We start from the raw sequence: 13,876 nt of genomic DNA on the forward strand, positions 1-13,876 counted from the left end.
CCTTCTGAGGCTCAACTTTGACCTTCTGAGGCTCGACGTTGACCTTCTGAGGCTCGACGTTGACCTTCTGAGGCTCGACTTTGACCTTCTGAGGCTCAATGTTGACCTTCTGAGGCTCAATGTTGACCTTCTGATTGCAACACATCTTTGGTTCAAGACGCGATGAATCGCGTCTCTACAAATGGTCTGTTGTACAGACGCGATTCATCGCGTCTTTCTACGCCATTACCATCCCACCATCAACATTAAAGACTTGTCCGGTGATGTAGGCGGCGGCGGGGTCGGCGGCGAGGAAGCGCACCATCCCAGCGACTTCTTCTGCTTGACCGAAGCGACCGAGTGGGATGTATTTGAGAATATCTTCAGGGTTGTTAAGATTACTAGTCATGTCGGTGGCGATAAATCCAGGCGCAACGGCGTTAACAGTAATCCCACGAGATGCAAGTTCTTTGGCAACGGTTTTGGTAAAACCAATTACACCTGCTTTGGCAGCGCTGTAGTTTGCCTGACCTGGGTTGCCCATTTGTCCAGCAACTGAGGTAATGCTAATAATCCGCCCCGATCGCTGTTTCAGCATGATTTTACTGACTGCACGTGTACATAAGAACACACCAGTTAAGTTGAGGTCAATCACAGCTTGCCAATCTTCTGGCTTCAAGCGCAACAGCAGTGTGTCACGGGTAATACCTGCGTTGTTGACTAAGATATCCACGCGGCTAAACTTTTCCATGACGGCGTTAATTAGCGCGTCTACTTGCTCGACTTTGGAAACGTCTGCTTGTAAAGCGATCGCCTGACCTCCAGCCGCTGTAATTTCGGCAACAACGGCCTCAGCTGCTGCACTGGAACTGGCATAATTGACAACTGCGATCGCTCCTTGTGAAGCTAATTCAATGGCGATCGCTCGTCCAATTCCCCGCGAAGCACCTGTGACAATGGCGACTTTATCTTTTAATAGTGTCATTTAATGTTCCTCAATCTTAGAATACCGCGCTAATTATCTTATGGTGATTTAGGGAACATCTGAAATATTGTTTGGATAAAATCTCTCTATTGGTGAGGGACGAGCTTGTTGAGATGATGCAAATTATATAACTAGTAAATCGTAAACAAATACGATTTTGCATCGTTTTTATCTAGATATAAATTGTCATTTTCGGGAAACTCTGTATAATTATTTCGTTGGACAGAATAGTTGAAATAGACATCGAATTTATATGCACGAAATAATATAAAATTTATATTTTATAATAATTATTTAAGATTTTTCTTGGTGAACTAGTCTATATTGACTAATCTAATGTTTTCCTAAGAAAAACCTATAAACATATACCGTTTTTATTTTCTAAGAATTACCATTGAAACAAACAATTGAAAAGCGGTGTGTATCACATGGCAACTAAAAAACAATTTAACAGCTTTGAAGAGATGCTGTCTGATTCTGACGTACCTGTATTGGTGGATTTTTACGCTGAGTGGTGTGGCCCATGTCAGATGATGGTACCAATTTTAGAACAAGTGAATGCCCAACTCAGCGATCGCCTGCGGATTGTCAAAATTGACACAGAAAAATACACACATTTGGCTACCCAGTATCAAATTTCTGCTCTACCAACCCTAGTACTATTTAAGCAGGGTCAGCCTGTGGAGCGAATTGAGGGTGTAAGACAAGCAGCGGATTTGGTCAAACATCTACAAACAATAATTTAAGTAGTATTGAGAATGTGATGTTACTTGCCAAAGGCGCGAAACTTCGCGTCTTTTTTAACGTGAGTTCGATAAACCTCTCCCCAACCCCTCTCTGTGTCGGGGAGGGGCTTTAATATCCTGAGTTGGGTAGGAAAAATTAGGGTTTTTAATCCTCTCCCCGCTTCTCTTAGAGGTTTGCAGAGGGGTTCTTGGGAATCTATCGAACTCACGTTAACCGAGTAGTATTGCTTGCTACCCTACAAATCACCGTTTGATAAAACTACTAGCAAGTAAAATCTTAAGTAAACATTAAGCATATCTACTTATACGTCTTGAGAAAGTAGTTTAAAAGTTAGGAGAGCTATATTCTATAGATATAATAAATTCTTTTGACAAAAAGAACAAACTATGAATGAAAAGCCAGAAATACTTAATAAAGCTTATATTTGGGTGAATATTGATTTTGATAAGGTTAAAAATAGAATAAATGTCGTGAGTTTAAAGATTGAGCACGTGATCCAAAAGTACCAATTTTCAAAAGCTCGTGACTCAGGCAAAAGAAACAATTAGGTTGCTTGTAGTGCGATTGCAGTTGATATTTTTTGGCTAAGAACGTCTTACATTCAAACAACACCATTCTTTGCGTTTCCACAAAGTAGCAACCACCCAGCCATGTTTTTCTAAGGCATCAGCGACGGCTTTAGATTGTTCGAGTAAAATGCCGCTGAAAATAGCCCAAGTGTTAGGGTTAGCGATCGCACTTATTTCTGGAACCAACTCTATAATCACATTCGCCAAAATATTGCAAACGATTCCGTCCACTGGCTTTTCCAGGAGTTTTGTCAAAACGTCTACACTTCCCTGTGCAGGTATTAAACGTTCTGGGCTAATGTTATTCAATGCGCGATTGCTGATAGTTGATTGCACGGCCAACGGGTCAGTATCCACTGCATAGACTTTCTCTGCTCCCAGTAGCAAGGCTCCGATAGAAAGGATACCAGAACCACAACCAATATCCGCAATTACCGTATACTCTTGTTTGCCACTAGTACCCACAAATGATTGTGGTACTTCACTCAGACGCATTTCTAAAGATTCCAAACATAGCTGAGTTGTGGCATGATTTCCCGTACCAAATGCTACGCCCGGATCGAGACGAATTACTAACCGTTCGGTTGTTTCTGGTAATGGTAGCCAGGCGGGGTTAATCAGAAAGCGATCGCCAATTTCTTGGGGATGCCAATATTGCTTCCAGCTAGTTGCCCAATCTTCTTCATCAATCAATTCCCAGCGCAGGGCGGGAGATGAAAGCCCTATACAGAGGGCATCTTGACGCAGCCGCAGCGAGAGTGCTGCCAAATCTAGCAGTTGTGTTTGAATTGTCGGCAAGTAACCCCTGATTAAAGAGGAATTTCCTTTACTTTCACTGGCTGTGCCACGACAGCCAAAATCTTCAAGCCGCCAAAAGATAGAATCTTCTAGGTCTGGCTCACATAATATTTGTAATTCCCACCAGGTGTTTGCCATATTGGAGTGCTGAGTGCCGAGTACTGAGTTTGAGGGAGTTGGGAGTTAGCAGTTAGGAGTTCTGGTGTTTAACTTTTAACTCCTCACTACTGACTCCTAACTTTTTTCAGTCAGCACTTTACAGAGTTACTGTGTATGCGTCCCGAATACCAGGGACTTTAATAATCTCATCTAAAATGCCCTCAGGTAAAGGGTCATCTATGCTGAGAGCCATGACTGCATCACCACGGACGATTTTTCGACCGACTTGCATACTGGCAATATTCACATTGAAACTGCCGAGTAGCGAACCGAGTTTACCGATAATCCCCGGCATATCGCGGTGTAGGGTAAACAGCATATATTTACTGGGTGGGACGTTAATCGGGAAACCGTCAACGTCAGTGAGATGGATTTCTCGCTCACCCAACAAAGCGCCGGTGACAGAATGAGTACCTAAAGTACCCGTGGCTTCTAGATGCAGTGTGCCAGCATAATCTCTGATGGAAGCATCGCGGGTTTCAATCACCCGAATTCCTCGTTCTTTGGCTTCGATGCTGGCATTTACGTAATTTACGCGTTCCCGCAGAGCTTGGTAAAGTAGTCCTTTGAGGGCAGCTACTACTAAAGGCTGACTTTTGTTAGTGGCTAGTTCGCCTTGCAGTCGAATATTGAGTACTTCCACTCGTCCGCCAGCTAGCTGTCCCACTAGATTACCCAGAGTTTCTGCTAGTTGCATGTAGGGTTTTAGTTCTTCCAACACATCAGGGCCGAGTCCGGGTATGTTAACGGCGGAACGTGCTGGTAGCCCCAAAAGCACATCTCGAATTTGTTCGGCGACATCGATGGCTACATTCACTTGCGCTTCCGTGGTGGATGCTCCTAAGTGGGGGGTGAGGATGACTTCCTTACCTAGCGATCGCAATTCCGATTCTCCCAGTGGTTCTGACTCGAACACATCCAACGCTGCACCTGCGATTTTACCAGCTTTGATCGCTGCTGCTAAAGCTTTTTCTTCAATAATCCCACCACGAGCGCAGTTAACAATCCGGGCTGTGGGTTTCATCTTTGCCAGGGTTACGGCATTGATTAAGTGGGTAGTTTCTGGGGTTTTTGGGATGTGTAGGGTGATATAATCTGCTTGCTGGAAGAGTAAATCTAGTTCTACTAACTGACAGCCAATTTGTTCAGCTCGTTCTGTAGAGATAAAGGGGTCATAAGCTAGTAATTTCATCCCCATTGCCTTAGCCACAGCAGCTACATGGGAGCCAATTTTACCCAAACCCACAACACCGAGAGTTTTTTTATAGACTTCTGCACCGATAAAGCTATTGCGATCCCATGCACCGCGTTTCACCGAAGCATTAGCATCGGGGATGTGGCGAGACAAAGCTAAAATCATCGCTATAGCATGTTCAGCAGCAGCGATGGTGTTTCCCTCTGGAGAATTGACTACGACAATTCCTCGCCGTGTGGCGGCGGGAACATCCACATTATCCACACCTACACCAGCACGACCGATGATTTTTAGCTGGGTACCAGCTTCAATAATTTCTTGGGTAACGCGCGTACCAGAACGAATCATTAACGCGTCGTACTCACCAATAATTTCTATCAGTTCTGCTGGTTTTAGACCTGTTTTGACATCAACGGTAGCAACTTGGGAAAGAATGTCAATTCCAGCTTGGTCAATGGAATCAGATACAAGAACCTTAGACATGATTACTTTATTTAAAGCTACAGGTTTTGCTGCACAAGACTTTTTAGTTTAGTCTTTATCTGTCGCAATTCAGCAAAAATTATGCGTTTTAATATCAACTTAACCTTGAGTTACACTGCGTGCTGATGGTATGCGATCGCCAGTTGCTTCTGGTGATGCTTGCTGCCTCCTAGTCTTTGAACATGAGTGGGTGTTTGCACTACCCTGTCGCTAAATATAAAGCATGAATGGCATCGAACTCGATATATTTATCAATAGTTAAGAGTTACCAAAAATTTTATCGGCTTCAGCAACTTTGCGGAAGGGGAGTGGGGACAAGGGGACAAGGAGAGAAATTACAACAACTCCCCTGGTCTTCTTGGCATAGCCAATGCAGCCACGTATTATTACTGGCGTCGATCCTGAGGTATTCAATTTAGGCCAGACCTCGTATAGATGCGATCGTCGATTAACCCAGATTTATCTGCGAAATATGGCAAATCTGCCTAACTTTGCTCTTAAAATCACCAAAGTTGAAATTAGGTGCATATATGGCTGGATGACTCATTTTTAGGATCTGATTTTGTTTTTTAAATGAGGTCTAGATAAGTTTTTAGGTTTTGTTGATTTAGGGGGCGATGGCAACTTTCTGATGATAGATGTCTTATTAGTTAAAGAAAAACAAATCTGCGATCGCTGTAATATATTTGTTACAATAGCTCTCCCATTAAAAATCGCTATAATTCTGGTGACCCAAAAAAACCAAGTATGATTTGAGTTTTCGGGAGACGAAGCCATGTTAGAGTACAACTTGCCAAGGTACTTGCCCTCAGCCGAGGAACTACCCGACTCTGATGAAACCCCTGTGGATAATGAACTCCAAGAATTGATACCAGGCTTGCTGAAGGCGATACTGCTCATACTCTGGGCAGAACGTATGGACTGGTTTTTTGGTATAGATATGGGTATTTATTATCACCCCGATAAACCGCCCATTGTGCCAGATGGGTTTTTAAGCTTAGGAGTAGAGCGGTTTTATGATGAGGAACTGCGTCCCAGTTATGTGCTGTGGGATGAAAATGTTCTACCGATTTTGGTACTAGAAGTTGTTTCTCAAAATTATCGCAAGGAATACAGTACTAAATTAGATGAATATGCAGCATTAGGTGTACTTTACTACGTGATTTATTCTTCTCGTCGTCGCCGCAAACCGCATCTGGAAGTACATAAGTTAGTTAATGGTAGGTATGAATTGCAAGAAGGAAACCCCGTTTGGCTACCAGAAATTGGCTTAGGAATTGGTTGCGAAAGAGGAAATTATTGCGGTGTAACACGGGAATGGATGTATTGGTATGATGAGGCTGGAAAACGCTATCCCACACCAGCAGAACAAATCAAACAAGAAGCACAACGCGCTCAACAAGAAGCACAACGCGCTCAACAAGAAACACAACGCGCTCAACAAGAAACACAACGCGCCGAACTTGCAGAACAACGCGTTCAACAGTTGACGGAACAATTAAGAGCGCTGGGAATCGATCCAGATAATCTCGGTTAGCTAGACATTTTAAAATATTTTCAACGAAACTGAAAACTAATTTAGTTTTGCTACAAAAAGCTGTTAGTAAAGAAAGACTATTACTTTTTAGGAATAACGTTCCTGATTCCAGTTTTAGTAGAAATAGTATCACCTTTGTAACGAGGGATGATATGAATACTGGCGTGCATAATATTTTGACCTGCTTCTCGATTAATGTTCATTCCTACATTAAAACCATCGGGATAAAATTCAGTTTTGAGAATTTCTTGTACTTTATTTACCATAAACCAGCAAGCAGATTGTTCTTTAAATGGTAGTTCAAAATAATTGCTAACGTGACGTTTAGGAATAACTAAAACATGTCCTTTACTTATAGGATAGCCATCAAATATAGCGTAAGCGGTTGCTGATTCGGTTAAGAGTTTAAGATTTTTACGAGGATTACAAAATATACAATAATTAGATGAATTTTGCTGATGATTATAGTGAATATATTCATAAACTTCCCGATGTTCGTCTGAATATAATGAAGAAAAAGGAAGTTTAACAATACATTGATAGGTAGGTTTTTTGTGAACATAATGTTCGCGGAAACCTTCTTTTTTAATATCCCTTCTCACAGCGTAATAAGCTTTACCTCCTGCTTTTAATAAGTGTGAGACTTGCATCAGAGTATTAGCTTGTTCTTCAGGAAACAAAACATTTAAAACATAAAAGCAAATTATTGTATCAAATTTATTTTCAGGATATTCTGGAAAATAATAAGGATCATAGCCTGTAATATCACAACCTTTTTGGCGTAGGATTTTTACATCATTACCAAAGCCACAACCAAAGTCTAGTATTTTGCCTTGTAGCAGTTTTTGATTTAATAAAAACTGTGCTGGAAATGATAGATAAGTTCTTTCGATCGCAGTTAGATGGCTGAATTGATTTTTTTGCTGTTTCATGGAATTTTGGTGCAGATGTCCCAAAATTATTATTCCCAGCATCCCTTGAGGTTATGCGATGTCTACGATTAGCTACGCCTACGCATCAGGGTCAACACCTAATTCACGTAACCTAGCCGCTAATATATCAGCACGTTGGCGTTCCTGTTCCGCGCGTTGGTGTTCCTGTTCCGCACGTTGGCGTTCCTGTTCCGCACGTTGGCGTTCCTGTTCTGCACGTTGGCGTTCCTGTTCCGCTTGTTCGCTGCTCCACAAAAGCAAATTTCCTTCTGTATCCCACCACCGCAGCCAATTTGTGGTATTGCAAAGTCTTTCGCCATACCAAATTCCAAGGAATAGATTTAACTCAGGAATCCAAAAGCGTCCATTGCTATCTGCTTGCTGCAAAGTATATCTTCCATTTTGCAAGCAGCGTACTTCTAAATTGGGTTCGTAGGGATCGTAGGTTACGTAGGTTGGAACCTTCAGAATTCGTTCGTAAAAATAGAGCTTACCATAAGGTGGAGTTGAGCGAACCGAGAGTTCTCCACCTTCTGTGTCTGAGAGAAATTCCATCACCACAGCAACAGCACCACCTTCTAAATTCTGGGTATAGCTACGCCGAATTACATCAGCGGCTACAGGGTGTACTTGAGGGACGTAAAACCAGTCTGGTGCTTTGACGACGATTTTTTTATTAACTGTGGCTACGAGTCCAAAATTAGAGCCAATTAGCATCTGCGGTTGAATGCGTTCTGCGGTTTCCAATGCATCGGTAAGCGCCGCAGCGAGAACAGGTTGTTGAATATTTTCCACTGGATCGTCGGGTAAAATGAAGTCAGCTGGGAGTGCTTCCCAAGTAACAATTGGTTCTTTTTGGGTGGGTTGAATTTGTAGAACCATAAAATTACTCCTAATATTAATTTCCAAGTTATCAGTTACAGGACTTACGCAATAACTACGATTTTACGTCATTACGAGCGGAGCGAAATAATCGCCAAAAACTCTGGGATTGCTTCCCTACTCTACGTTTCGGTCGCAATGACAATATCGGTGTTGCGTAAGTCCTTGTAACTTCTCGCGTCATTGGCTATAAACCACAACGTTTAAAAGATGGTGCAAATTGCCTTGCCAAAACCGCTACAATAACAAGCTCTCAAAATTGCTCAAGAACTTTTAAATATATTGAATGAATCATCTTCAGCAGATAAGCATGGTGAACTGTTATCCAAGCAGAAAACACTAGTAAAGTGGCAAAAACTAGCAAAACTCCAAAAAAGCGACCCGTTGACATCTATCCAAATAATCCTAAGTTACAATTTGTTATTTATACTTAAATTAGTTATAAAGTATCACAGACGACAAAATTTTTATCAATCATTGCACCCAAGAAAACTTCTCTTATTTAGTCAATACTGATAGGATTAATTTAAAGACTTGTGGAATCTGCTCTTCGTAAACAGACTGGACTTGCATAAATTACTATCAACAACTTTCGGCTCACATTATGAACCGCTTTGCCTCTATTTTTCTCGCAGGCTTGATAGCTTCTGCTTCAGCTTTGGCTATTTCTCCTAAAGCTGATGCGTCTTATCTTGCTGAGTTAGATGGCTATAGCTATCATCACAACGATGATGGTAACTATGAACTTCAGAGTCGTCACTACAAAGGTGGTGACGATCGCCGCGATCGCGATTTTCGCAATATTCGTGACGATGACCGTCGCTATGACCGCGACAATAACCGTCGTTATGACCGCGACAATAATCGCCGTTATGACCGCGATCATAACCGCCGTTATGACCGCGACAATAACCGTCGTTATGACCGCGATCGCGACTTTCGCAACATTCGTGACAATCGCCCTCGGTATAACGACGAACGCTACCTTCCCAGCATTCGTGACAATCGCCGTCGCTATGAACGCGATCGCTACTGGAACGGTTATTAATCCCTCTGCCTTCATTTATTAAGCTTAGTTCCAGGTGAACTGAGCATTAATTCTACTTGGCGGTAGGACAGACACAATCTCTTTTTCCACTCATTGCAAAACCTGACTTTTCACTCTTATCTGAAAAACCTTGCTTCTACTCCCTAGTAGCGAAGCTTGCTTGGGGGTTAGGTTTAGCGTTAGTTTTTCTACATGACGTGAAAAGTCAGATTTCGTCAATGGGAACTACTAAATAAAGAGAATTGTGGTATGGTATCGTGCTCGGGTAATTAGTTATGATTTCGGTAATTATTAGACCCCTCCCCGCAAGCTCTTAGGGGAGACAAAGCACAGCTTTGGCGGGGTGGGATTCTTCTGATATGAATCCAGATGTAGAGACATTGCAATGCAACGTCTCTACAAGAATTTTGATATCATGCACAATCGTTCTCATACATAAAATCAGCAACGCCCAGAAATCAGCATTGAAATCTCTCTTATTTCTTTGCGTCTGGGCGTCTCTACGTGACACTAAAAATCAGCAAGGCAGAAAAATTAACTAATTTTCACGCTTTCATCCACCAAACTGGGAACTTTGACTTCTTGTTCAACTCCCAAGTCAAAGTCATACCACTCGTTACGCCATTGCAGGCGAAACTTCAAACGCGTCCAGTGGGGTGGAAGATTGGGACAAGCCACTGGGCCAAATTGAGTCATGCGGATACCACCAAAGCCAAAGACTACTGCTTGCCAAACTCCTCCAGCACTGGCGGCGTGAATTCCTTCGCCTGCGTTGAGCCGGACATCTTCTAAGTCTACCAAGGCCGATCGCATGAAATGTCTATAAGCTTCGGTTGGTTGATTCAAATCGCAAGCTAAGATGGCATGAATAGCTGGGCCGAGTGATGAACCATAGGTGTGGTCAGTGCGTTGGTTGTAATAGTCCCAGTTAGCGGCGAGGGTGTTATAGTCGTAACGCTCCCGCATCAAATACAAAAGCATTAACACATCTGGCTGCTTGAGAATCTGCTTTTGGCTTGTGGCTTCAATTCCCAACAGACCTTGCAGAGATTTAGTACGCGGTTCGTAATCAGCCAGGTTAACGTCTTCTAGTTGGAAAAACCCTTCAAACTGCTCAATTAAACCTGTCTTTGGATCTTGATTCACGAATAAACGTTCTGGAATTTCTGCCCAACGGTGCAAACGTTCTGTAGTTAAGTTGAGTTTTTGCACCAACTGTGCTGAGGTTTCGGGGTAGGCTTGCTTGAGCCAGTCCCACAGTGCCAAAGCTGATTGTAAGTGCCACTGTACCATGAGATTGGTGAAGGCATTATTATCGACGCGATCGTGATTTTCATCTGGGCCAATCACATCCAAAATATCGTAGCTGTGGCGGTCTTGGTTCCACTGCACCCGACTTTCCCAGAAAACTGCCGTATCTAAGATAATTTCGGCGCCATAATCTCGCATCCACTCATCATCGTTGGTGGTGTGCCAGTAGTGTAATACTGCATAAGCGATATCTGCGGTGATATGCACTTCGATGTCGCCGCACCAAATACGGACTAATTCGCCGTTGGGAGTTGGCACCCAGCGCGGGGTAACTTCATCGCCAGTGGTAGCACTTTCCCAAGCAAACATGGCTCCTTGATAACCTGCTTCTTGGGCTTTGCGTCTAGCTCCTGGTAAAGTGTGATAGCGGTAGGTGAGCAAGTTCCGGGCTAGGGCTGGCTGAGTGTAGGTGAGGAAGGGAAGAATGAAAATTTCTGTATCCCAAAAGATATGTCCGCGATAGGCAAAACCGGAGAGGGTTTTGGGAGGGATGCTTACGCGGTCATCGTGACGTGGTGTGACGGCTAGTAATTGGAAGAGATTATAACGGACGCTTAATTGAGCTTGGCGATCGCCTTCAATAATAATGTCACTGTCTTGCCACACTTGCTCCCATGCAGCAATATGAGCAGCTAACAGAGTAGCGTACCTCGGTTCGTTACCTAGCCTTTCTATGGCTGCGCCAATGGTAACTTCTGTCTCCCGCGAAGTAAACACAGTGACAATCTTTTCCACAGTCACCGTTTTTCCTGGATAAAATTCAAAGGAGGTTGCCAAAGTCGGAGAACTCCAAGCATTTTCCACGCGCACGGGTACAGTGTCGTCATCTTCTACCACTAACTTAGCCGCCATCCCCAGTTGAATACCTGAGTGCAGAGTTTGACTGTTCAGCCAGATAATCCGATCTACGCCACCTTGGTTTATCGTTCGCCAATGTCTAACGCCTTGGGTATGTGGTTGGGCGTCAAACCCTGCTTCCACGGTAATCTCACCCTCAAAGTCTACCGATGTGATTTGAGTACGAATCGCCAAAACATGTTGATCTGCTAAACTAGCGAACCGCTGAAAGTGAAAATCTACAGTATGACCACTAGGACTACGCCAGCGCACATCACGACTAACTAAACCCAAACGCAAATCAAGCCGCCGCTCATAGTTAAGAATTTCACCACTGCCCATGCTAAAGCGTTCACCTGCTACTGTCACCACTAATGGCAACCAGTTAGGACAGTTCACAAGCTCAGTATGAGCAATTGTCGCATCATCATAAACACCATGAATGAGTGTGGCCGAAAAATCCTGAGAATACCCTTCCTCGAAAGTACCCCGCACTCCTAAATAGCCGTTGCCAAGGGTGAAAACAGTTTCTTTGTGATGCAACTGTGTTGGATTGAATTCCGTTTCAATAACGTTCCAGTCAGTAGTATCAATCAATTGCTGATTTTGTTGAGAATTGTGAGTGGATACGTTGAGCATGAGTAATAAAACCTATGTTTTGGGGCTGGCTGTGGAAGGAATGAAATACACTTAGGAGTAATATCAAATGATTCCTTCCTTGTCTTTAGCGTCTACACTTGAATATAGGCTAAACACAAAAAATAGAGATTCTTACCAACACTAACGTTTCATATTTCATCTGTCTACAGTTAGATTTCCTTGATAATCCAAGTTACAACTGATAAATCTCCATCAGATACAAATTGGTACAGTTTTTCTTGAATTTCTTTCATAGGCAGAATAAATAGTAATCATCTTTGATTTTTGAACTTATCTGCCTGGTGCGGGAAGCAGATACTGTAGGCGAATCACAGGTCACGGCTCACATTCCAAGATTTTTAGCTATTCCAACAGATGTAGAGACGTTGCAATGCAACGTCTCTACCAAGCATTTTGTGGGGAATCGAGGGGCCTTAGCTTTGATTCGCCAACTGCATCCGAAGCGCAGCACAAGGGGGTAGGTGGGAAATAGAGAATCAGTTATGGGGCAAATAGATTGCAAGATTCAAGCTACAATTCTTCTCTGTGTGATAGTCTTGGCAGTGACTACTGTAGTGAAATTCTTCTCGCCCGTTGGATAACTCAACGAATTTTAGGAGTCACAAACTCAAAACTCCTTTAAACTCCATGCTGGCGATCGCCAAAGCACTGCAAAATGAAGTATACGACCTTTTGAGCGAACAACAGCGCCAGTCTCTCAATAATCTGGAAGATAGCGCCAAGCATCTCTTGCAATTAATCAACCACATCCTCGACCTAGCCGATATTGAATCTAACAAAATGGAACTGCAACTAGCTTCGACTTCAATTCAGGAATTATGTGACTCTTGTCTCAGCTTTGTTAAACCTCTGGCATTGCAGAAAAATATCCAGTTGAGCGTACAAGTACCCGAAGAACTCGCACCCATCCAAGTTGACGAAGACCGGATTCGACAAGCGTTCATCAACCTGTTAAGCAACGCTGTTAAATATACTCCAGACGGGGGCAAAGTTTGGATTGAAATCCAACCAAACGCCACAAACGAATATATCTTTTTCAGCATCGTAGATACTGGTATTGGTATTCCTTCCGATGACCTGTTCCAATTATTTCAACCTTTAGTCCCGGATGAAAGTTCATACACCCGTCGTTCTGCAAACACAGGTTTAGGATTACTAACGGTACAAAGAATTATAGAGTTACACGGTGGTAGTGTCCATGCTGAAAGTCAATTAGGTAAAGGCAGTAGATTCACAGTCAAGCTTCCTTGGAAGAAGATACGGGAGTAGGGAGTGGGGAGTCGAGGATGAGGGACGCAAAAACACGGGTAAAATTTCGGAACTAAAAAATAAGCTTTAGGAAAATCTACCCTTGTCAGGGAATGGGGAAGCAAAGAAGAACTTGCTATAACCCTTTGCTTAAACTTCGGTATTTCTGATGCTTTTACACAGAGAAATTTTAATAATATACCAGTTAGTTGAAGCATATTATAAGACAGAAGTTGAGGGTAAAACCCAGACACCAAGAGACTTTTAGTCCTGTTGCCCTTCTCTACGAGAGGCTGCGCCAACGGCTTGGTGCAGTTGCTACCCTGCGGGAACGCTAAGAGCCAACAAGTCGGGAGACCGCAAAGGCGCACTGCTTCACCTATTGCCTATTGCCTGTTCCCTACTTTATGTGATTATCCGTATTTCATCCCAGCGAAGACGCTCTGGTGCAAAGATGTACAGAGATTTTAATAAGTGATTATCCGGAGTTAATATCAATTACGGTT

General features: G+C 43.0%; 11 protein-coding genes. 5 read left to right on the top strand and 6 right to left on the bottom strand.

The window, feature by feature from the left end; translation table 11 throughout:
• Window positions 1–217 precede the first annotated feature (217 nt).
• On the bottom strand, window positions 218–964 hold the full coding sequence (gene fabG / locus ACM0OY_RS30280; RefSeq protein ID WP_414572469.1) for a 3-oxoacyl-[acyl-carrier-protein] reductase: 747 nt from the start codon (window positions 962–964) through the stop codon (window positions 218–220).
• 428 nt (window positions 965–1,392) lie between these two features.
• On the opposite strand from fabG, the gene trxA reads away from it, so the two are divergent.
• A complete protein-coding gene (gene trxA / locus ACM0OY_RS30285; protein ID WP_414572470.1) occupies window positions 1,393–1,710 on the top strand; it encodes a thioredoxin in 318 nt (105 codons plus the stop codon).
• Between the two features lie 387 nt (window positions 1,711–2,097).
• Window positions 2,098–2,259, top strand: coding sequence for a hypothetical protein (locus ACM0OY_RS30290; RefSeq protein WP_414572471.1), 162 nt, complete (start codon window positions 2,098–2,100; stop codon window positions 2,257–2,259).
• A gap of 36 nt (window positions 2,260–2,295) precedes the next feature.
• Here the strand turns inward: ACM0OY_RS30290 and prmA are convergent, their stop codons facing one another.
• Both prmA and serA read right to left on the bottom strand, forming a co-directional pair.
• The gene (prmA, locus tag ACM0OY_RS30295) at window positions 2,296–3,216 is read right to left on the bottom strand and encodes a 50S ribosomal protein L11 methyltransferase (RefSeq protein ID WP_414572473.1); all 921 of its coding nucleotides are present in this window, start codon (window positions 3,214–3,216) and stop codon (window positions 2,296–2,298) included.
• Window positions 3,217–3,334: 118 nt separating this feature from the next.
• On the bottom strand, window positions 3,335–4,915 hold the full coding sequence (serA, locus tag ACM0OY_RS30300) for a phosphoglycerate dehydrogenase (protein ID WP_414572474.1): 1,581 nt from the start codon (window positions 4,913–4,915) through the stop codon (window positions 3,335–3,337).
• 775 nt (window positions 4,916–5,690) lie between these two features.
• Here serA and ACM0OY_RS30305 point away from each other — a divergent pair.
• A complete protein-coding gene (locus ACM0OY_RS30305) occupies window positions 5,691–6,452 on the top strand; it encodes a Uma2 family endonuclease (protein ID WP_414572475.1) in 762 nt (253 codons plus the stop codon).
• A gap of 80 nt (window positions 6,453–6,532) precedes the next feature.
• On the opposite strand, the gene ACM0OY_RS30310 is transcribed toward ACM0OY_RS30305, so the two are convergent.
• Together ACM0OY_RS30310 and ACM0OY_RS30315 are read right to left on the bottom strand one after the other, a co-directional pair.
• Window positions 6,533–7,384, bottom strand: coding sequence for a bifunctional class I SAM-dependent methyltransferase/HIT family protein (locus ACM0OY_RS30310; RefSeq protein ID WP_414572476.1), 852 nt, complete (start codon window positions 7,382–7,384; stop codon window positions 6,533–6,535).
• 78 nt (window positions 7,385–7,462) lie between these two features.
• On the bottom strand, window positions 7,463–8,266 hold the full coding sequence (locus tag ACM0OY_RS30315) for a Uma2 family endonuclease (RefSeq protein ID WP_414572477.1): 804 nt from the start codon (window positions 8,264–8,266) through the stop codon (window positions 7,463–7,465).
• Window positions 8,267–8,870: 604 nt separating this feature from the next.
• On the opposite strand from ACM0OY_RS30315, the gene ACM0OY_RS30320 reads away from it, so the two are divergent.
• On the top strand, window positions 8,871–9,314 hold the full coding sequence (locus ACM0OY_RS30320) for a hypothetical protein (RefSeq protein WP_414572478.1): 444 nt from the start codon (window positions 8,871–8,873) through the stop codon (window positions 9,312–9,314).
• Between the two features lie 534 nt (window positions 9,315–9,848).
• On the opposite strand, the gene ACM0OY_RS30325 is transcribed toward ACM0OY_RS30320, so the two are convergent.
• Window positions 9,849–12,101 (bottom strand): glycoside hydrolase family 65 protein, encoded by a 2,253-nt coding sequence (locus tag ACM0OY_RS30325; RefSeq protein WP_414572479.1) that lies wholly within the window; start codon window positions 12,099–12,101, stop codon window positions 9,849–9,851.
• Window positions 12,102–12,695: 594 nt separating this feature from the next.
• On the opposite strand from ACM0OY_RS30325, the gene ACM0OY_RS30330 reads away from it, so the two are divergent.
• Window positions 12,696–13,391 (top strand): sensor histidine kinase, encoded by a 696-nt coding sequence (locus ACM0OY_RS30330; RefSeq protein WP_414572480.1) that lies wholly within the window; start codon window positions 12,696–12,698, stop codon window positions 13,389–13,391.
• The last annotated feature ends 485 nt before the right edge of the window (window positions 13,392–13,876 follow it).

This window comes from Nostoc sp. CCY 9925, from assembly GCF_963920935.1.
Classification (GTDB): Bacteria; Cyanobacteriota; Cyanobacteriia; order Cyanobacteriales; family Nostocaceae; genus Nostoc.